Below are 21009 nucleotides of genomic sequence, written 5' to 3' on the forward strand. Positions count from 1 at the left end.
ATGTGTGAAATAAAAAATATCAACTCTGCCACGATAACCCTAAACAAGTTGAAATTTTCTATTTATAAAACGATTGATTTTCTCCCTTATGTTAAAGAATTAGATGTTCCGCACCGTCATAATTATAATATGATTTTGTTGAACGAACACAATTCCGGTAAACAACTAATTGATTTTGAAGAGTGTGTAATAGAACCTTTTTCTATTACATGTTTGCATTACGGGCAAATTCATCAATGGATTGATTACGATAAAATTGAAGGATATATAATTGTATTTGAAAATGATTTCTTTGCACTGCGCCATCAAAATTATGAACTTAGTGAATTTTCATTTTTAACATACAGACACAAAATTCCTTACGCTACCGTTTCACAAGAGCAATTTGAAAATTTAAAATCGATTGCAATTTGGATGTTAAAAGAGTTTACTGGAAAAGAAAATAATTTTGATAAACATTTATATTCTTTACTTAACTTAATGTTATTGGAATTGGATCGTTTATTTAAAACAAACAATGAAAACACTGAGTTAAGTCAATCGCTGCAATTAATTTATCATTTTGAGGAACTGATTGATAAATATTTTAGAGAAAAACATTTTGTAAAAGATTACGCGTCAATATTACACGTCCGTCCTAATTATCTTAATGCCGTTTGCAATGAAGTAACGAAGAGTTCAGCAGGGGATTTAATTCGAAATAGAATTATTCTAGAAGCAAAACGATTATTAATCCACGAGAAAAAAACAGCATCAGAGATTGCTTATGAATTGGGATTTACTGATAATTCCTATTTTGGAAGGTTCTTCAAAAAATACGAAAATACTACCCCTGATGGCTTTAAAAAAATGTTTTTAAGCTCTTTAACTTAAATTTTAAAAGTGTTTAAGTAATAAAAAACAAACTTGATAGCACCCCTTTTTTTGCGAAGTTTGATAATTTTCGACAATGCGTGGTAAATAGCTATAAATAAATACTTAATTGCACTTATTGAGAAATTACTTTAATTAGTCTATCGACTTTTTTAAAAAGGATGCTATTATATAATTAGCTTTTATTTAACTTTATCAATCTTGAGATATCCAATATGTAAGTGATCTTCCAGCAGATGACCTTCTGATTTTGAAATTTTGATAGCATATTTGTTTTTAACGCTTTCACTAAGTATATCTGCCACATTATAAATATCATCCACATCAATTCCATATTTTTCATCTATATGAGAAGTAGCGCCTTTAAAACCAAAATGTTTATAAAAGGCTGATTTTTTAGATAATTTAGAAGCTAATCCTAAATTTTCAGCAACAGCAAGCATTTTATAATGATACTCTTCAAATTCATTTTCTTTATAGCCACCTAAATTTATAAAAAATAATTTTTCTACAGCTGTATTAGTTGAGGCATTTTTAGGTTCTATGGTAATCATAAAATCATCAATAGTGGTGACTTCCCTCCACGCATCAATATGTATTTTTCCTTTGGCTTCAGGCCAAAAATCAATCATGCTCTGGACTAATTCTTTTAACGAATTTCCGATTCCAAAGAAAATATCATGTTGCTCTGTAATCCTTCCTATAGGTGTGCAGCCGAGCATAACCATATATAATTTTAGTTCTTGTTCCATATTTCAAAGTTAAGAATATTTATAAAATAAATTTTGGCATAGTTAATGAATATCGAGAAATTATAAAATATTTAATCTATCAATCATGAAAAAAATTACCTTACTATTAGTTTTCATCGGGATAACGATGCTACAAAGTTGCGAAGTAACTGAGGTTACTGAGGTGTATGATTCTCCTATCAATATTCCTAAAACAGAAGTTTTTGAAATTACTGCATCATTTAATGCTAATAACAATTATAGTAAAATTGTATTATTTGATCCGCTTCTGCGTTCATCAGATTCCGTTTTAATGTATCATTTATATGATGTTGTGAATGGTCAAGATGTTTGGAGATTAATGCCACAAACATATTATTTTGACAATAATGGAGCATTAGATTATAATTTTGATTTTACAAGGAATAGTGCTAAAATTTATCTTTCTGCTAATTTTAATTTGAATTCTTTAGAAGCTAGTTGGACTCAAAATCAAACATTTAGAGTGGTAATTATACCAGATGGATTTGCTAAAACGATCGATAAAAATAATATTGAATCGGTAATGAAAGCGCTTGAAGTTGATCAACAAAAAATCAAGAAAATTGATTTTTAATTTTTAAATTAAAAAAGGGAAATCTTATGATTTCCCTTTTTTATGTTTTATGATACAGAAGCGTTACTATTTTTTCGTAATGAAATAACAATTCCTAAAATTAAAGATACTGCTATAAAAGCTAAAGAAACCCACTCTGGTAGTTTGATAAAATCATGAAGCAACATTTTTAATCCAACAAAACTTAATATCGCAATTAAACTGTATTCCAAATAACTGAATTTGGCTAACATATTAGCTAAGAAAAAATACATGGATCGTAATCCTAAAATAGCAAATATATTAGAACTAAAAACTAAAAAGGGATCATTAGTAATCGCTAAAATTGCTGGAACACTATCGATCGCAAAGACTACGTCCATCACTTCAATGACAACAAGAGCAACAAAAAGCGGTGTTGCTGCAGTAATGTGTCTTCTTTTTACAAAGAAATGTTCCCCGTCAATGTTGTTCGATATTGGCATAATTTTCTTTAAACTCTTATAAACAAATGATTTTTTAGGTTCGAATTGCTCGTCAGCTCCACTAAATAACATTTTCATAGCAGTATATATCAAAAATGCTCCAAATATGTAAGTCATCCACGTGAATTTATTGATAAGCATTACTCCAAAAAATATCATTAAACCTCTAAATACTATAGCTCCTAATATTCCCCAAAATAAAACACGATGCTGGTATTTTTGGGGTATTTTAAAAGCGGCAAATATGATGGCAATTACAAATATGTTATCAATACTTAACGATAATTCAATTAAATAACCTGTAATGAATTTTATTGCCGCTGTTGCTGGCTCTAAATTATCAGGGTTTGCAATATAATTAGTATTATAGAGCCAATAAATTACTCCTGAAAAAAGAAAAGATAATGTTACCCATATTGCCGTCCATTTACCAGCTTCTTTTGTACTGATAACATGCGGAGTTTTATTAAAAACACCAAGATCAAGCGCTAAAAAGATTAAAACAGCAGTCAAAAAAATAATCCAGACAATCATAAATAGTTTTTTGTATTGACGGTAAAGATACTTTTTGGTTTTTAAATTTTATTACGTTTTAAATGAAAGTTGTTACATCTGGTTTAATTCATATTTACAACATCATAAAAAAAATAATAAAATTGGTTTTACAATTATCAAATATTTTACTCTTTTTATGGTAATGTGATAAAAATTATATCTATACCCATAAAAAATGATGGTATAGCATTGAGAAAGTATCAAATATTTTATATTTGCATCAAAATAACAGGGTCTATTAAATTTAAACTAATTTTTATGTCAACATTGCGTTTCCAAGCTTTAAGAGAAGCATCCACTAGAGAGCCGGTAAAATTTGAAGAATCAGATAAAAAATCAGCTTTGTTTGGTTCAAATGTTTTCAACGATAAAACAATGAAACAATATTTAACCTCTGACGCTTTCAAAGGTGTTCAAGGTGCAGTTCAGCATGGCAGTAAAATAGATAGAAAATTAGCTGATTATATTGCAATGGGAATGAAAGAATGGGCACTTTCAAAAGGTGTAACTCATTATACACACTGGTTTCAACCACTTACAGGTATAACTGCTGAAAAACATGATGCTTTTTTTGAAACTTTTCCTGATGGAAGTGACCCTGTTGAAAAATTTGGTGGGGCACAATTAGTTCAGCAAGAGCCAGATGCTTCAAGCTTTCCGAATGGAGGCATCAGAAATACTTTTGAAGCACGAGGGTACACTGCATGGGATCCCACTTCTCCAGCATTTATTTTTGGAACTACTTTGTGTATTCCAACTGTTTTTATTTCCTATACCGGCGAAGCTTTAGATTTTAAAACTCCCTTATTAAGGGCACTTACTGTAATTGATGAAGCTGCTACAGAGGTTTGCAAATATTTTGATAAAAATGTAAAAAAAGTTACAGCTACCTTAGGTTGGGAGCAAGAATATTTTTTGATTGATAGTGCTTTAGCAAACTCCCGTCCTGATTTAATGATGACAGGTAGAACTTTATTAGGACATACTTCTGCTAAAGGGCAACAGTTGGATGATCATTATTTTGGATCGATACCCACTAGAGCACTTGTTTATATGAGAGATTTAGAGCAAGAATGTATGTTATTAGGTATTCCAGTAAAAACACGTCATAATGAAGTGGCACCAAATCAATTTGAATTAGCACCTATTTTTGAAGAAACTAATCTTGCAGTAGATCATAATTGTCTATTAATGGATGTAATGCAAAAAGTTGCCGAACGTCACCATTTTAAAGTTTTATTTCATGAAAAGCCTTTTAAAGGTGTTAATGGTTCTGGAAAACACAATAATTGGTCGTTAGCTACAGATACTGGAATTAACTTATTAAGTCCAAGTAAAACTCCAATGAGTAATTTGCAGTTTTTAACTTTTTTTATAAATACGATTAAGGCAGTCAATGACAATGAATCTTTATTAAGAGCTGCAATTGCATCGGCAAGTAATGATCATAGATTAGGCGCAAATGAAGCACCACCTGCTATAATTTCAGTTTTTATTGGTGCCCAATTAACAAAAGTATTAGAAGAATTAGAGGGTGTAACCGCTGGAAAGTTATCACCAGAAGAGAAAACCGACTTAAAACTAAATGTTGTAGGTAAAATACCAGATGTTCTTTTAGATAATACAGATCGAAATAGAACATCTCCATTTGCATTTACAGGAAATAAATTTGAATTTAGGGCCGTTGGATCGACAGCTAACTGTTCTAATTCAATGACCACTTTAAATGCCATTGTGGCAAAACAACTAAGAGATTTTAAAGTAGAAGTTGATGCTTTAATCTTTTCAAAAGACATGAAAAAAGATGATGCAATCTTTAATGTTTTAAGAGAATATATTAAAAGCTCCAAAAAAATTCTTTTTGAAGGGGATGGATATAGTAAGGAATGGGAAATAGAAGCTGCAGCACGAGGATTGAGTAATTTTAAAACAACTCCTGAAGCCTTGAAAGCTCGAATTTCTAAAAAATCTTTGGATCTTTTTTCAGAGCTTAATATTATGAACAATATTGAGGTAGAAGCACGGTATGAAATAGAGTTAGAAGAATATACTAAGAGAATTCAAATCGAAGGTAGAGTTTTAGGAGATATATCTAAAAATCATGTTATTCCAACTGCTATCCGGTACCAAAATACATTGATAGCGAATGTCAAAGGGTTAAAGGATATTTTTGGAGATGATTTTGAAAACATTGCTAAAGAGCAAATCATTCTTATTAAACAAATTTCTAAACATATAGAAGGCATTAACTTTAATGTTGTTGAGATGACTAATGAAAGAAAAAAGGCTAACACGCTAACTGATGCTCAAGAAATGGCAGAAGTTTATTGTAATAAGGTTAAGCCTTATTTTGAAATCATTAGAAAACATTGTGATAAATTAGAGTTACTTGTCGATAATGAAATTTGGACTTTGACAAAGTATCGAGAACTACTTTTTACTAAATAATAACTATTTATAAATGCCTGTCCTTAATTTGGATGGGCATTTTTTAATTTTAACAGCATTAGATATTAATATAAATTTACTGCATCACTTAAATACTTAGTACAGAAGCAAATTTTAAAGATATTTAGATATGTGTAGTAAATAATAAATTTTCAAATTGTAACGCAATTAAGGTGCTCAAATTTATCAAAATAATTGAAAATGTACGATAAATCAACTATTGGACTTTATGAACTGTAAAAAAGTGGCTAATGTAGGAAGATAATATAATTGTAAATAGATATAAATTTTATTACGCCAATAAAACGTAAGTTAGGGTACGCTGTTATATCTAATTTATAATTTTCATAAAGCAATAGCAATTTAGCAGCTGAAGTGTTAATTGAGTTTATTCTTTTACAAATTTTGTAAATTCAAAATTAAAACTTAACGTAGTGATTAAAACATAATTGACACTAGTCAGAGTTGCAGAGTAAAAAAATCTTTCAATCAAGAACTTAATGTAAAAAATCATCTATGTGGAGTTTTAAAGTATGTAACCATTTCCAATCAGTAATGGTGTCATTTTATTAAAAATAAAATAGAGTTGAGTTGTTAATGATTTTTCACAAAATAATGATGGTAATACTTCTATTAATCATTAAAATGCCGCCGCATAACAAATTAAAGCATTTTAAATCATTCCTTATCTCTCCTTTGTAAATTGAAATTTTGTGGATATAAATTTTTAGGAACTAAGATTAAAATATGACAATATGTTTTTAGGTGGTAATCATCAAAAATTCATTTTTAAAGTGTTTAGTAGTATTATTAAATTGAAATTTTACCGTGTACTATTGAGTTGTATTATTTATCAGAGACTGTAATTAGTTAAGATAGCTGGAAGCTTTTTGTACTAATACAATGTATTTTTTTGTGAAGTAATTTTTATTTAATGCTTATGCCTAAAACGTTATTCCATATTGTTTTTTGAGTTTATTATCTAAATTTATGGATGAATACTACAAAATAGTAATTGATTAGCACAACATTGAAAATACATTTCATAAATAATAATTCATTTTCTAGCAAAAACTATTAAATATATAACTTATTTCTATAATCCTATAATTGACAAACAAACTATTCCTACAAAAAAAATTCCTTTCCTTGTAGTTCATCGTATTTGAATTACAGTTTATCGAAAAATTAGCTAAATTGTTAAAAACCTAATGTTTACGCTTGGTTATAACAATCATTCTTACCTATCTTTGACATGTAAAGGAAAAGAAAAAATAATAATCATATTAATTTTCTTGTTATATTTTACGAAAAATAGGAGTATCCCCTGCTCACTTTTTTAACCTACATGATAATTTGTATTAACAACCAATTAAATATATTTATTATGAAAAAAGTAATTTTAAGCGTCTCAGCGATGCTATTTGTAGGAGCAGTATCATTTGCTCAGGGTAATACGTCTAGTGTGAGTCAACTTGGTGATAACCAATCATCTTTTGTTGATCAGTTTGGTGGACTGAACAGTTCTAAAGTTGATCAGGATGGATCTACAAACTCTTCTAAAGTGTATCAAGGAATTTTGCCAGGATCTTATGCAGCAATGAGAAATAGCGCTGATGTTATGCAAAACGGAAAGTTAAATGTAGCTTTCATATCTCAAAGCAATCAGGATAATGAGGCTTTTCAAAATCAACTTGGTAATGAGAATAATGCTACGATCTGGCAAGATCAAATAGCGGGTGCACCACTTGCAACACAAGGAGGAGACTGGGCATCACAAATTCAAACAGGAAACGAAAATATGGCAACTATTGATCAAGGGACTTCAGGAAACGAAAAGCCCGTTGGACCATCAGTATTTAGTCCTAGCCAATTAGCAGCAGCAGCGGCAGTTCCTGTTCCATTTACTCCAAATTCTGATAACTATGCGATTCAAACTCAGAATGGCGACTTTAATGTAGCTTATGCTAGTCAAGGTGGAGTTGAAAACACATCATATCAAACACAAACTTCCTCAGGAGGTGAGTCTGCAGGAGATGGAAATATTTCAAATCATTATCAATATGGTACCGGCAATATGGCAAGTAACACGCAAAACGGTAATCAATTGTTAAACGATACTTTACAAATTGGTGTAGCTAACAGCGCCACTGTAACTCAAAATGGAATGGGTCATGCAGCTGTTAATTTCTCTTATGGAACTGCAAATACAATAATTGTTAACCAAGGTAACTAAGATCATATCTATATCTTAATAATTTAATTAGATGAGATGGTTTTATAACCGTCTCATCTTTTTAATAATAACAACAAAAAAAATGAAAAATACATATCTTATACTCAGTGTGATTTTTCTATCTTTTACTCAAATCATATTGTCTCAAAATAATGAGGAATACTCTGCATTAAATAAAAATAGTGGTAAATCGCTTACTGAAAGGAATTTAGCTATTAATATACTTTTAGCTGCAAACAATAGTACTAATAATAATGTAAAAACAGATTTATCAAAAAATAAAACTGGTGCTGTAATTATTCAACAGATAGGAAATTATAATCAAACGCTGTTAAATGTGCAATCAGATTTATCATCAGTGAATGTGAATCAAAATGGTGATAACAATGAATATAATTTAATCAAAGATGCTAAAACTATTACTGCTTCCATTTATCAAAATGGCATCAATAATACTATAAATGATTATTCTTATCGAACAAATTATAATGTAAACACAGAGATGTTACAAAACGGTAATAATCAAAATATAAAAAGTATTGGAACAAACTCCATTTCCAAAGATCTTAAAGTGAGTCAATCCGGTAATGGTGCGTCTGTAATAATTATAAATAATTTAAATTAGAGATGAAGTTAGCAAGCATAAATTACACTTTAATTATCTTACTATTAAGTAATTATTTTTGTTATGCTCAAAATAATGTACCGCAAGATCAAATAAAAGCTAAAATTGATATAGAAAGAACTGAGAACAGTATTAAAATTACAGGGACTGCTGAAAATTTGATCGATATTACAAAAAGTGCTTCTTACACGTTATCTGTTATTAAAAATAGTATGTCAACTAAAAATAATAAATCAAATAATGTACAAGAAGGTCTTTTAACACTTGAACCAGGTGAGAAAATAAAGTTATCATCAACGCAGGTTAATATCAATGAAGATGATGAAATCATTATTATGTTATTATTTTTTAATGAAGAAATGCAAGTTATTAGTAAAGAACGATTAGTTTTTAATAATGATAAAAAAAAAAATAACACCCAAATAATTCCACCTGACGGAAACTTTATTTTGAAAGGAATAGTGACTGATAATACTAAAACAAAGATTGGTAAGGATTATTACGATAAATATTATTATTATTATAATGATATCGGGATAAATGGAAATGAAATAGTTTTTATAAATGAAGAGTTAAGTTTTGGCAGAAATATTAGAATCTCATTAGAGATCAATAATGAGATTATTTATGAATTTATGGCTCGACCTGATGATGAGTTTTTAGATGCCGTAGCTACTGAATCTGCGAAAATAACTTATTTTTATTTTAAGGAAAAGGAGAAACAACGTAAATATTTCACACAATATTAAGTTTTGAATTTATGATAAAATACATATCCCTTCTGACAATCATGCTCTTTTGCTCCTATCAAAGTAAAGCTCAAGCTTTAGTTTATAAGCCTGTTAATCCTGCTTTTGGTGGCGATACTTTTAATTATCAATGGCTGATGAGTAGCGCGGAAAATCAGAATAAATTTAAAGATAAAATTCCTGAAAAAGTACAGAAAACTGACTTAGAAAAATTTAAAGAAAGTTTAAATTCACAGTTATTAGGTCAAATTTCTAGTTTATTGTATAAACAGCAATTTGGAACAAATGGATTATCGGAGGGATCATACACATTTGGTAGCTACTCGATAGATATATATCCAACTTCAGAAGGCTTGTCCTTAAATATTCTTGATACTAAAACAGGCGAACAAACCCAAATCATTATCCCAAACAAATAATATGAGAATCTTAACCTACGTTTCTTTATTTATGTTCCTTTTTTTATCCAGTTGTTCAGGTTTTTATAATCAACCCACTGGTTTACAGAAAGCAGTTATTGGAGAAGGAACAGCTGCATCCTCCTTGTTAAAAAATTTACCAACCCCTAAAGAACAAGTTGTTGTAGGTGTTTATAAATTTAGAGATCAAACAGGACAATATAAACCTCAAGAGAATGGGAGCAGTTTTAGTACTGCTGTAACTCAAGGTGCTACTTCAATTTTAATAAAAGCATTGGAAGATTCTAAATGGTTTATACCTATTGAAAGGGAAAATGTTGGTAATTTACTTCAAGAACGAAATTTAATTCGTTCCACACGACAGGAATATAATAAAAATGCAAATCCAAACGATCCTCAGTTGACCCCGTTATTATATGCCGGTGTATTATTAGAAGGTGGAATAATATCTTATGATTCTAATATTATAACGGGTGGATTCGGCGCCCGTTATTTTGGCGCTGGCGGATCTGTAAAATATCGCCAAGATAGAGTGACTATCTACCTAAGAATGGTTTCTACCTCTAATGGAAAAATTCTAAAATCGGTTTATATTTCTAAAACAATTTTATCTCAAGCTGTTGACCAAAGTTTATTTCGTTATGTAAATTTTAAAAGACTTTTAGAAGTTGAAACTGGTTATACCACTAATGAACCTATTCAAATGGCTGTAAGCGAAGCTATTGAAAAAGCAGTAGAATCGATTGTTTTAGAAGGGATTAGTGATGGAATATTAATGACTGATGATCCTAAAGAGAAAGTAGAAGCATTGCTTGAAAAATATAAAGAAGATAATGAAATTGCGGATAATTCAAAAATTTATAATAGGATATTAGATACCAAACGAGCAAGCTTTGGTGTTGAACTTTCTGGAGGAGCTGCTTTAATAAATGGTGATTATTCAAGTCCAAAAGCTCGGCCATTTGCTGCAGCAGGTATTAAATTAGCATTGTCACCTAGTTTCTTGTTGTCAGCATCTACAAATATATTTGCATTAGCTAATAAAAATAGTATCGATACCTCCTACGTAAGTTTAAATCTAAATACGGAATGGATACTATTACCTAAAGATAAGCTCTCACCCTTTATTTATGCTGGAGGAGGTTATGGTTTTAATTCAAAAGCAGAAAATAATTTTACTAAAGTTCAATTTGGTGCTGGTTTAGAATATTTACCCACACGAAATTTAGGAATAAGGATTTTTGGTGAATATAATATCAGTTTTAGTGATAATCTTGATTATTTAATATCAGGAATTAGAGATGATTATTATTATAAATTTGGTGTAGGTCTTACTTATTATTTTGGTAAAAACCGAGGTAACTAATTATAAATTAAAATTTTAAAAAATAGATAAATGAAAAATTTAATCTTTTTATTAGTTATTATGTTTGTTTTCTCTTCGTGTGCGGAAGATAAAATTAACGGTGGTGCTGATGTGTATGGTTCGGTTTCTGGAAAGGTAGTCTCTAATGAAACCTTTGAACCATTAGAAAATGTAAAAGTATTTTCTAGTCCTACTTCAAGTATTGTTTTTACAGATGCGGAAGGTAAATTTACAATACCTAATGTTAAAGTTGGAGAATATTCAATTCAAGCACAAAAAGAAGGTTTCTTATCTAAATTTGAGGCTGTAACAATCAATAAAAATTTAGCTAGTGAAGTGATTTTTGAATTAACAAAAAGTACCGGAACAAATATACCTCCAATAGAAGCAACTGTTGTTGCACCTTTAAATGGTGCAGTAGGACAAAATCTAAGTACGAAAATAGAATGGAATGCTACTGATCCTAATAGTGATGTTTTAACTTATGAAGTCACATTACGTAATGATAAAAACAGTACCGTTTCCGTGTATAGTGATATAAAAGAAAAGGAATTTTTGTTAACAAATCTATTACATGGAATAAAATATTTCTGGCAAGTTGCTGTAACTGATTCAAAAAGTAAACCCGTGTTAAGCGCTGTTTTTACCTTTTCAACTCTTGAGTTTCCAATCACAAGATTTTTGATTGTCAAAAAGGTTAATTTTAATAATGTTATTTATGCCGCTGATCAAAACAAAACTTTATATCAAATCACCAATTCAGAAAATAATAGTTGGAGACCAAGAAAAAATAACCAATCAGGCAAAATTGCTTATATTCAATCAAATGGAACTCAAAGTCATATTTACACTATGAATCCAGATGGTTCTAATAAAATGAAAATTACTAATTCTGTTCCTATTGCAGGATTTAATCCAGATTATATTGGATTTTCATGGAATGATACTGGAGATAAAATAATTTATCCAAATTTTGATAAGTTGTATGAAATTAATAGCAACGGAAGTGGCTTAAAAAAGATTTATCAAACGCCAAATGGCAAATTCATTTCTGAATGTGATTGGAGTGCCGATGGTAGTAAAATTGCAATAAAGGTTAATGATAGTGATGGATATAACGCCGCAATTTATATTATTAGTCCAACTGGATCTGTAATCAGTACAGTTTTATCTGAACAAACAGGAGCTCTTGGCAGCTTAGATTTCTCAGTGACTGGAAATAAGTTGCTTTACACAAAAGATGTATCACAGTATGAAAGTTCAAATTATAGACAATTAGATAATAGAATATTTGAATATAACTTTGATACAGCAAAGTCAATACAACTCAGTATGGAAAAAATAGCTGGAACAAATGATTTTGATGCCCGTTATTCTCCTAATGAAGCTGAAGTTGTTTTTGTAAATACATCTAATGATGGAACATCTGAAAGAACTATTTTTAAAACTGACGTTAACCCTTCAGGCTCAAATACATTTAAGAGAGAATCTTTATTTGTTAATAGCTATATGCCAGATTGGGAATAATAACTCTTTAATCTTTAGTATAAAGAAATTTTGCAAGGGAATACCTGTCTACACGGACAGGTATTTTTTGTCGTAATCACTTTACTGAAAATTAAAGATCAATCTAAATGCATCTTATAGTCTACAGTTTGATTTTCTATTAAATGTTTTTTAAACGATAAATTATTACTTGTTTTAAAAACGCTAAATTTTTATTTTATATACTATTAAACCTTAAAAAAGGCCATAATTATTATACATCTTTATTTTAAAACTCTATTATTTAATCATTTTTCATAAAACTAAAAAATAAGTATCTTTGCCTAATAACTAACTGCCTAAAAACAGATATTACAACTAGACTACATGAGTTCAGATACTTCAAATCGATATGCACTTCGCGGCGTTTCCGCATCCAAAGAAGATGTACACAATGCCATAAAAAATATTGATAAAGGATTGTTTCCACAAGCTTTCTGTAAAATTGTACCAGATTATTTAACTCAAGATGGTGATTATTGCCTAATTATGCATGCTGATGGGGCAGGAACAAAATCCTCTTTAGCATACATGTACTGGAAAGAAACGGGTGATATTTCAGTATGGAAAGGTATCGCACAAGACGCTTTAATCATGAATATTGATGATTTGTTGTGTGTGGGTGCAACTGATAATATTTTGCTTTCTTCGACTATTGGTCGAAATAAAAACTTGATTCCTGCCGAAGTTATTTCTGCTATTATAAACGGCACCGAAGAACTTATAAAAGAACTCGAAACCTTTGGTGTAACCATACATTCAACGGGAGGCGAAACTGCCGATGTAGGTGATGTTGTGCGCACTATAATTGTCGATTCAACTGTGACTGCAAGAGTGAAACGCAGTAAAGTCATCAACAATGCAAATATTACTACTGGTGATGTAATTGTAGGCTTAGCCTCTTTTGGTCAGGCAAGTTATGAGAAAAGCTATAATGGCGGAATGGGAAGTAATGGATTAACATCAGCGAGACATGACGTTTTTGAAAAATATTTAGCTACGAAATATCCAGAAAGTTATGATGCAGCTGTTCCTAAAGGCTTAATCTATTCTGGTCAAGTGAAATTGACTGATGAGGTAGAAAATTCACCTATCAATGCTGGAAAATTAGTGCTTTCGCCAACACGAACTTACGCGCCTATTATTAAGAAAATTTTAGATAAATATAGTCCTAACGAGATTCACGGAATGGTTCATTGCAGTGGCGGTGCTCAAACCAAAATTTTACATTTCATTGAAAATCTCCACATCATAAAAGATAATTTATTTCCTATACCACCACTTTTCAAATTGATACAAGAGCAGTCAAAAACCGACTGGAAAGAAATGTATCAAGTCTTTAATTGTGGACACCGAATGGAAATTTACGTGCCCGAAGCTATTGCTCAAGATGTTATTTCAATTTCAAAATCGTTTAACGTTGATGCTCAAATTGTAGGCCGAGTAACCGCATCAGATGGTAAAAAGCTAACGATTAGCAGTGAATACGGAACTTTTGAATATTAATTAACCGATTAAATAGTTTTAGATTTCAATCTAATTATTTCAATTTTAAAGATCTTAACATGTACGAATTACTTTTTTGGAATTATCTAGAAGGAATTTACCTAAATCACCACGAAGTGTACGAAGCTATTATCGAAGAACAATCAGAAATTGATGGACTAGAGGTGCTTCCTATTCAGGTTATTCTAAATAGAATCATAAAAGTATTTTTAAAGTGGGAAAAAGTAGATGACAGAAGTTGGAAAAACAACGATGGAGTAGGTGCTTTTCACATTAGAACTACGCCGCAAAGTATAAAAATTGACTGCTACGGTACCGAAGGTAAAACAATGGACACGCTAGTCAATATAATGGAAGAATTCAATTGTGCGCTCTATGACCCGCAAGTTCCGCAGCGTTATGATGAAATGGCTGAGTAATATTTTAAGGAGCTAAATCCAGCATTCCGTTGCAAGTCCTCCCTAAAAAAAAATTTTTCTAAATCCTGAAAGAGCTTCTCCCGAAACTTCGGGATTCGCTCTTTCAGGATAAGAAAAATTATCTTTTTGTAGTCCGGGCTTTTCACTTCTTTCCGGGCTAAAAACGATTCGTATTATTATACGCCAGCATTTTTAGCTGAGAATTTAATATTTTACGGCAGAATCATTTAAAAGTATTGGTTTGCCAAAACCAACTTGTTCTAGTTTCCCTAGTTGTGTTTCAGCATCTCCTATTATCAAGTAAATCATTTTATCTGCGTTTAAATATTTATCTGACAGCGTTTTTATATTTGCTATCGAAATATTTTTTACAATACCCTCTTGTTCCTTTGCATAAGAATCACTGTACCCATAATTGCTTATGTTATACAACATACCTAATTTTGCACCTAATGTTTCAAATTCTCTAGCATTACTCTTTATTAAATATCCTTTAGTAATATCGAGATCATTTTCATTGAAATTTTTGCCATAATCATTCAATATTTCTTTAATTAAATTTACAGATTCAAATGTGATATTAGAACGAACACCACTAGCAATACTAAACGGACCTTTATTGTTAGATCCTGTAAATGACGATCCTATTCCATACGTATATCCTTTTCCTTCACGCAATTGTTGTGTAAGTTGTGATGCAAATCCTCCACCACCTAAACGGTAATTTAAAATAGTAGCCGGATAAAAATCAGGATCAGTAGCTGAAAGCGCAGGATATCCTATTCTAATTACGGATTGTTTTGCACCAGGAACATCATAAAAATATATTTTAGATGAGGTAACAACAGTAGTAGCTGGCATCATAGGAAATACAACGACTTTAGATTTCCATTCTTTATTTAAAGTAGAAACTGATTTTATGACCTCGTTTTCTGAAACGGCACCTACAATTTGAAAATTTGAAACTGATGGCGATCCATTTAGCGTATAATAATTTTTCAAATCATCAATTGAAATACTTTCTACGCTTTTATCAGTCCCTATTCTATTGTGAGATAAAATGGATTCTTTTCCGTAAACTAATTTTTTAAACTCATTTCTAGCAATGCTATTCGGATCAGCTTTTTGCTGTTGAATTTGGCTCAACGTGCTTTGCTTTATTAAGTCAAATTCCTTCACGTCCCATCTAGGCTGAAGAATTATCTCCTCTACTAATGCAACAGTTGCTTTATAGTTTTTTGCCAGTGAACTCCCAGCAATAAATATTCCTTCATCAGAAGAATAAGCGCTAATTGTAGCTCCTAAACTTTCAATAGCATTTTCTAATTGTTCTGGAGTTTTATTTTTTGTGCCTTTAGTCAATAAATCAGCTAGCATATTTGAAACTCCAATTTTATTTGATTTTTCAAGTTGCATTCCTCCTTTTATTTGTAGTTGAAATTGTACTAACGGTACTTCATAATTCTCAATTCCTATTAAGGTTAAGCCAGATGATAATTTGCTTTTCCATACTTTAGGTAATTTTACTTCAGGACTTTCTCCATAAGCAGGTTCAGCACTTCGGTCAAATGACGATGGTGTTTTTTCGTAAGTTGCTACAATACTCGCATCAAAAGCATCTTCTTTACCTTCAACTATTTTTTCCTCTATTACTGTTGCCAGTTTTGAGCCAGTTAAAATAAGATTAGATTCTCCTTTTGGAACAAAACTAGTGGCAATAAAGTTTTTCCCTTTAATGTATTTTTGATAAACTCGCATCACATCTTGCGTAGTTACTGTAAGGATGTTTTTCACATCTTGAATGATATAATTTGGATTTCCTGCAAAAATCTCATACTGAGCCAGCTGAAAACCTTTCCCGAGAACACTCGATAAGCTTGTATAAAAAGCAGTTTCTTGTCCCGCTTTAATTCTATCAAGATCTTGTTGCGAAATTCCTTTTGATTCAAAGTTTTTAAATGCCTCATTGATGCCATCCATTACAGCATTAAGATTTATTTTTTCAAATGCTGTTATACTTAACATATATTGACCAGCAATTTCGGAATTGTACTGATAAATAGCTACGGCATCAGTGATCTTTTTATCTTCAACAAGTGTTTTGTAAAGAGGTGCTTTTTTACCTTTAGATAGATAACTTGCCAAGACTTCTAGCGCGTAACTATCAGGATGATATTCATAAACAGAAGGCCAGGTGAGCGTAAGTTGCGGTAATCGTGCAAAATTATCTTCGTAATATAATTTTTTAGTTGTTGTCAAGCTTACTGCTTGTTTCTCCATTTTTGGAATATCTTCACCTCGCTTTATTTCTCCAAAATATTTTTCGACCCAACTTTTAGTTTGATCTACATCGAAATCTCCTGCAATAGTTAATGTTACATTATTAGGAACATACCAGCGATTATAAAAATTTTTTACATCCTCAAGAGTAGCATTTTGCAAATCTTCAAGTGAACCAATTACTTCCCAATTGTACGGATGCGTTTCAGGATACAAATTTTTAGAAATCACAGAAGAGGTATGTCCATACGGTCTATTGTCATAACTCTGTCTTTTTTCATTTTTTACCACTTGTTTTTCTTTAGCTAAAACGGGTTCTGTTACCGTATTGATAAAATAACCTAATTTATCGGCTTCGGCCCAGATCATTTTTTCTAACGCATCTTTTGGAACAGTTTGAAAATAATTAGTTCGGTCGCGACTCGTGGATCCATTTGCTCCTTCACCACCTATACGTGCGCTCATTTTATCTAATCCACCTTTGCCTAAATTCTCTGATTCTAAAAAAAGTAGATGCTCAAATAAATGTGCAAATCCTGTTCTGCCCACTTTTTCTCTTGCTGAACCCACATGACTAGTTAACGCAACAGCTACAACAGGATCTGATCTATCGACGTGCAAGATGACTTGCAGTCCGTTCTTTAAAGTAAATTTTTCGAACTCTACTTTAAAATCTTTTGATTTTTCATTTTGCGAATACGCAATTGCTGAAACAAATAATAGAAGATAGAATAGTGATGATTTTATATATTTCATAATTATTAGTACATTTTGTAATTAATAAAACTTTTTTATGCATCTAAATTAATAAAAATAATTTTATAATTGAGAAACAATATTTGCAATGTTTTAAACAATAAATTTAAATAAGTAACAATTGCTTTTGTGAAAAAGTGCTTTCATTTTTACATTTATCTGAGTATTTATTTATAAAAATTAATATAAAGCTAAAAAAAAGCCGTTTTTGCTTTTCAACAAAACGGCTATCATTTATCAATTTAGATTAAAGTGCAGTTGAATAATTTTAAAATTTATTATTGATTTTAGTTCAATATTAGTAGTAAGTAAATCTCCTTACTTTGGCAATATACTTTGCTAATCTTATTACTTGATGGCTATAGCCATATTCATTGTCATACCAAATATAAAGAACAATATTTTTCCCGTTATTAGAAACTATTGTGGCGTTACTATCATAAATAGCAGGTTGCGGTGTTCCCACAATATCTGATGAAACTAATTCATTATTCAAAGAATATTTTATTTGCTCTACCAGCTCACCTTCTAAAGCGTATTTTTTCATTATGGCATTGATTTCTTCCACTGAAGTTGCTTTCGAAACTTCTAAATTTAGCACTACAAGCGAGCCATTAGGAACTGGCACTCGAATAGCGTTAGAGGTCAATTTTCCTTCCAGCGACGGCAATGCTTTTGCTACAGCTCTTCCTGCACCAGTTTCAGAAATAACCATGTTTAAGGCTGCTGCTCTACCACGACGGTATTTTTTATGCATATTATCAACTAAATTCTGATCGTTAGTATAGGCATGAATCGTTTCTAAATGTCCTCTTACCACTCCTAAAGTATCTTCAATTGCTTTCAAAACTGGTGTAATAGCATTAGTGGTGCAAGATGCAGCCGAAAAAATATCAATCTCATCTGGATTGTACTCATTTTGATTTACTCCATGAACGATATTGGGAACTCCTTTTCCTGGTGCAGTAAGTAGTACTTTATCAGCACCTTTAGAAACTAAATGTCGGCTTAGTGCTTCATGAGTTGTAAATGCTCCTGTATTGTCAATAACTAAAGCTTTAGCTATTCCGTAAAGGGTATAATCGATTTCCTCCGGAGAATTAGCTGTGATAATATGAACAGTTGTGCCATTAATGATTAATGCATTATTTTTCACATCAGCAATAACTGATCCTTCAAAATCGCCATGAATGGAATCGTAGCGCAACAATGATGCTCTTTTTTCAAGGGTGGTAGCATCATTTTTATCACGAGTTACAATTGCACGCAATCGCAACTGACTTCCTTTTCCCGTTTTGGACATTAATTCTCGAGCAAGCAATCTCCCAATTCGTCCAAAACCATAAAGCACAACATCTTTTGGAAAAATCTCTTCACAGTTTTTAGCGTTTTTTAATTTGTGAATTACAAAGTATTTTACGTCTTGGTAATTATCTTCTTCTAAAGCATATTCATAAGCTAACTTACCAATGTCTAATTTAGCTGGCGGAAGGTCTAACTCTAATATAGCTTTTGCAATTTTTACCGAATTAAAAATAGAAATGGGCTTACCCACAAATTCGGCTGCATAACCATGAAGATTTATAATATCACTAACATTTCGATCAATTAATTGATTGCGGAATAAAACCATTTCAATGGATTTGTCATACCATAAATCGCTAATAATTTTAATCAGTTTTACGCCTGCACGTCGTCTGTCAGCTTGAAAAGAAACTTCTTTTTCGTATAAAGTTGTAATTGCCATAATGAAAATTTAATGAAAATAATTTAATGTATTTTTTAAAATTTGCTGCAAAAATACCTATTTCAATCGATTTCGTAGCTTATTTTATTAACTATCTCAAAAATAAAAAAGCCAGCTTGAATCTCAAGATGGCCTTATATTATTCTACTAAAATTGGATTATAAAATTACTCGCATTATTTCTCCGTTTTTATTGATCATTTCAATTCTTACTGTTTGGCTTTCTTCCTTTTTGCTTAAAATTTTTGCTACTGATTCCACATCAACAGCTTTTACATTATCGATACTTAAAATGATATTCCCTACGAGCTCACTTTCGTATTGTTTTAAACTTTGACTATTTATAGCTTTAATTCTAACACCATAGTCGATTTTAAATTTTTTCTTGTCTGTAGCTTCAATATTTTCTAACTCAATACCTTTAAATTCTGTGCTAAAAAATTCATTTTTACTCAAAATTACTGGAATAGTTTTAGACTTTCCATCTCTAATAAATGTCACTTGAATTTTATCATTTGGTCTTTTAGTATTAATATATCCTGAAAGATCAGCAAATGTTGCAATATTTAATTCATCTAATTTTACGATAATATCACCTTTCAACAATCCTGATTTTTCTGCACCAGAGTTTTTAGTGACTCTGCTAATATAAAATCCTTGAGTTTGCGCTATACCTAATTCTTTTGAAGCGCTTCCATTTAGTTCCCCGCCCTCAACACCCAGAATTCCACGTTGCACATTTCCAAATTCCATTAGATCTTCAATAATTTTTCTAGCAATATTAGATGGAACAGCAAATGAATATCCAACATAAGACCCGGTCATCGATGAAATCATTGTATTTATTCCTATCAAGTCACCTCTCGTATTTACTAATGCTCCTCCGCTATTTCCAGGATTTACGGCAGCATCAGTTTGTATAAAAGATTGAATTCCGCTAGTATCTAAATCTCTGGCTTTTGCCGATACAATTCCAGCAGTTACCGTAGAAGTTAAATTATAAGGGTTACCAACCGCCAAAACCCATTCACCAACTTTAACAGAATCAGAATTAGCAAATGCGGTATAAGGAAGTTTTTCACCTGCATCAATTTTTAACAATGCAATATCCATTTTAGAATCAGTTCCAATAAGTTTTGCTTGATATGTTTTTTTATTATTTAGAGTGATTTCAATTTCCGAAGCACCTTTTATCACGTGATTATTAGTCACGATATAACCATCCTCTGAAATAATTACTCCTGAGCCAGTACCTACTTGTTCTTGTGTTTGACCACCTTTGTAACCGTAAAAATATTCTAGAATTGGATTGCTAACGGTACGTCTAGAAACATTTTTTACGTGAACTACCGTATGAACCGTTTTTTCGGCAGCCTCAGTAAAATCTAAAATCTCAGCGGATAAACCAACTTTTTTACCTTGAAAATTTGATGCCGTTGTAATTCCTGAATTATTATTGTTTGCAAAATAGCCGTTAGTATCAAATAATAGTTTGTATGCTCCAAGTGTAACAGCACCACTTAAAAGCGACACCAAAAAGAGTGTTGAAAATTTTTTCATATTCAATTATTATTAAAAAAATTATTTATTTGTAAAATTAACACTAAAAACGTTTTTTAAAATATAGTTTAACGCTCTTTAACAATGATTAACATTTAGTTAATAGTTTGTACTT

At 30.9% G+C, this 21009-nt stretch carries 16 protein-coding genes; 11 read left to right on the plus strand and 5 right to left on the minus strand.

What is annotated here, in order from left to right; all coding sequences use genetic code 11:
• Positions 1–873 carry a helix-turn-helix domain-containing protein gene (locus tag RCH18_RS08055; protein WP_326936238.1) on the plus strand — a complete coding sequence of 291 codons (873 nt, stop codon included), beginning with the start codon at positions 1–3 and terminating at the stop codon, positions 871–873.
• Positions 874–1055: 182 nt separating this feature from the next.
• Here the strand turns inward: RCH18_RS08055 and RCH18_RS08060 are convergent, their stop codons facing one another.
• A complete protein-coding gene (locus RCH18_RS08060) occupies positions 1056–1625 on the minus strand; it encodes a DUF1543 domain-containing protein (RefSeq protein ID WP_326936239.1) in 570 nt (189 codons plus the stop codon).
• A gap of 85 nt (positions 1626–1710) precedes the next feature.
• On the opposite strand from RCH18_RS08060, the gene RCH18_RS08065 reads away from it, so the two are divergent.
• Positions 1711–2220: a hypothetical protein gene (locus RCH18_RS08065; protein ID WP_326936240.1), complete on the plus strand. Its 510-nt coding sequence runs from the start codon at positions 1711–1713 to the stop codon at positions 2218–2220.
• A gap of 47 nt (positions 2221–2267) precedes the next feature.
• Here the strand turns inward: RCH18_RS08065 and RCH18_RS08070 are convergent, their stop codons facing one another.
• On the minus strand, positions 2268–3218 hold the full coding sequence (locus tag RCH18_RS08070) for a TerC family protein (RefSeq protein WP_326936241.1): 951 nt from the start codon (positions 3216–3218) through the stop codon (positions 2268–2270).
• A gap of 279 nt (positions 3219–3497) precedes the next feature.
• Between RCH18_RS08070 and RCH18_RS08075 the strand changes: the two genes are divergently transcribed.
• The 9 genes from RCH18_RS08075 to RCH18_RS08115 all read left to right on the plus strand — a co-directional run bounded on the left by RCH18_RS08075 (position 3498) and on the right by RCH18_RS08115 (position 14552).
• Positions 3498–5687, plus strand: a complete 2190-nt coding sequence (locus tag RCH18_RS08075) for a glutamine synthetase III family protein (RefSeq protein ID WP_326936242.1) — start codon at positions 3498–3500, stop codon at positions 5685–5687.
• A gap of 1387 nt (positions 5688–7074) precedes the next feature.
• Entirely contained in the window at positions 7075–7923 is an 849-nt protein-coding gene (locus tag RCH18_RS08080; protein ID WP_326936243.1) for a hypothetical protein, read from the plus strand.
• A gap of 82 nt (positions 7924–8005) precedes the next feature.
• Positions 8006–8548 carry a hypothetical protein gene (locus RCH18_RS08085; protein WP_326936244.1) on the plus strand — a complete coding sequence of 181 codons (543 nt, stop codon included), beginning with the start codon at positions 8006–8008 and terminating at the stop codon, positions 8546–8548.
• A 2-nt stretch (positions 8549–8550) separates the two neighbouring features.
• A complete protein-coding gene (locus RCH18_RS08090; RefSeq protein WP_326936245.1) occupies positions 8551–9297 on the plus strand; it encodes a CsgE family curli-type amyloid fiber assembly protein in 747 nt (248 codons plus the stop codon).
• Between the two features lie 11 nt (positions 9298–9308).
• Positions 9309–9716, plus strand: coding sequence for a curli production assembly/transport component CsgF (locus tag RCH18_RS08095; RefSeq protein WP_326936246.1), 408 nt, complete (start codon positions 9309–9311; stop codon positions 9714–9716).
• 1 nt (position 9717) lies between these two features.
• The gene (locus RCH18_RS08100; protein ID WP_326936247.1) at positions 9718–11082 is read left to right on the plus strand and encodes a CsgG/HfaB family protein; all 1365 of its coding nucleotides are present in this window, start codon (positions 9718–9720) and stop codon (positions 11080–11082) included.
• Between the two features lie 30 nt (positions 11083–11112).
• Positions 11113–12609 (plus strand): carboxypeptidase-like regulatory domain-containing protein, encoded by a 1497-nt coding sequence (locus RCH18_RS08105; RefSeq protein WP_326936248.1) that lies wholly within the window; start codon positions 11113–11115, stop codon positions 12607–12609.
• Between the two features lie 345 nt (positions 12610–12954).
• Positions 12955–14133, plus strand: coding sequence for an AIR synthase related protein (locus tag RCH18_RS08110; RefSeq protein ID WP_326936249.1), 1179 nt, complete (start codon positions 12955–12957; stop codon positions 14131–14133).
• 59 nt (positions 14134–14192) lie between these two features.
• Positions 14193–14552 carry a hypothetical protein gene (locus RCH18_RS08115; RefSeq protein ID WP_326936250.1) on the plus strand — a complete coding sequence of 120 codons (360 nt, stop codon included), beginning with the start codon at positions 14193–14195 and terminating at the stop codon, positions 14550–14552.
• Between the two features lie 204 nt (positions 14553–14756).
• On the opposite strand, the gene RCH18_RS08120 is transcribed toward RCH18_RS08115, so the two are convergent.
• The 3 genes from RCH18_RS08120 to RCH18_RS08130 form a co-directional block, all read right to left on the minus strand.
• Positions 14757–17588, minus strand: coding sequence for a M16 family metallopeptidase (locus tag RCH18_RS08120; protein WP_326936251.1), 2832 nt, complete (start codon positions 17586–17588; stop codon positions 14757–14759).
• Between the two features lie 298 nt (positions 17589–17886).
• Positions 17887–19335, minus strand: a complete 1449-nt coding sequence (locus RCH18_RS08125; protein ID WP_326936252.1) for a glyceraldehyde-3-phosphate dehydrogenase — start codon at positions 19333–19335, stop codon at positions 17887–17889.
• A gap of 158 nt (positions 19336–19493) precedes the next feature.
• On the minus strand, positions 19494–20894 hold the full coding sequence (locus tag RCH18_RS08130) for a trypsin-like peptidase domain-containing protein (RefSeq protein WP_326936253.1): 1401 nt from the start codon (positions 20892–20894) through the stop codon (positions 19494–19496).
• Between the last annotated feature and the right edge of the window lie 115 nt (positions 20895–21009).

This window comes from Flavobacterium sp. PL11 (genome assembly GCF_035985025.1).
Classification (GTDB): Bacteria; Bacteroidota; Bacteroidia; order Flavobacteriales; family Flavobacteriaceae; genus Flavobacterium.

Bases quoted from the DNA above. Each gene is read 5' to 3' on its own strand.
- RCH18_RS08115 (WP_326936250.1), top strand. From the start codon at position 14,193: ATGTACGAATTACTTTTTTGGAATTATCTAGAAGGAATTTACCTAAAT.
- RCH18_RS08130 (WP_326936253.1), bottom strand. From the start codon at position 20,894: ATGAAAAAATTTTCAACACTCTTTTTGGTGTCGCTTTTAAGTGGTGCT.
- RCH18_RS08085 (WP_326936244.1), top strand. From the start codon at position 8,006: ATGAAAAATACATATCTTATACTCAGTGTGATTTTTCTATCTTTTACT.
- RCH18_RS08080 (WP_326936243.1), top strand. From the start codon at position 7,075: ATGAAAAAAGTAATTTTAAGCGTCTCAGCGATGCTATTTGTAGGAGCA.
- RCH18_RS08125 (WP_326936252.1), bottom strand. From the start codon at position 19,335: ATGGCAATTACAACTTTATACGAAAAAGAAGTTTCTTTTCAAGCTGAC.
- RCH18_RS08120 (WP_326936251.1), bottom strand. From the start codon at position 17,588: ATGAAATATATAAAATCATCACTATTCTATCTTCTATTATTTGTTTCA.
- RCH18_RS08110 (WP_326936249.1), top strand. From the start codon at position 12,955: ATGAGTTCAGATACTTCAAATCGATATGCACTTCGCGGCGTTTCCGCA.
- RCH18_RS08060 (WP_326936239.1), bottom strand. From the start codon at position 1,625: ATGGAACAAGAACTAAAATTATATATGGTTATGCTCGGCTGCACACCT.
- RCH18_RS08070 (WP_326936241.1), bottom strand. From the start codon at position 3,218: ATGATTGTCTGGATTATTTTTTTGACTGCTGTTTTAATCTTTTTAGCG.
- RCH18_RS08055 (WP_326936238.1), top strand. From the start codon at position 1: ATGTGTGAAATAAAAAATATCAACTCTGCCACGATAACCCTAAACAAG.
- RCH18_RS08065 (WP_326936240.1), top strand. From the start codon at position 1,711: ATGAAAAAAATTACCTTACTATTAGTTTTCATCGGGATAACGATGCTA.
- RCH18_RS08105 (WP_326936248.1), top strand. From the start codon at position 11,113: ATGAAAAATTTAATCTTTTTATTAGTTATTATGTTTGTTTTCTCTTCG.
- RCH18_RS08095 (WP_326936246.1), top strand. From the start codon at position 9,309: ATGATAAAATACATATCCCTTCTGACAATCATGCTCTTTTGCTCCTAT.
- RCH18_RS08075 (WP_326936242.1), top strand. From the start codon at position 3,498: ATGTCAACATTGCGTTTCCAAGCTTTAAGAGAAGCATCCACTAGAGAG.
- RCH18_RS08100 (WP_326936247.1), top strand. From the start codon at position 9,718: ATGAGAATCTTAACCTACGTTTCTTTATTTATGTTCCTTTTTTTATCC.
- RCH18_RS08090 (WP_326936245.1), top strand. From the start codon at position 8,551: ATGAAGTTAGCAAGCATAAATTACACTTTAATTATCTTACTATTAAGT.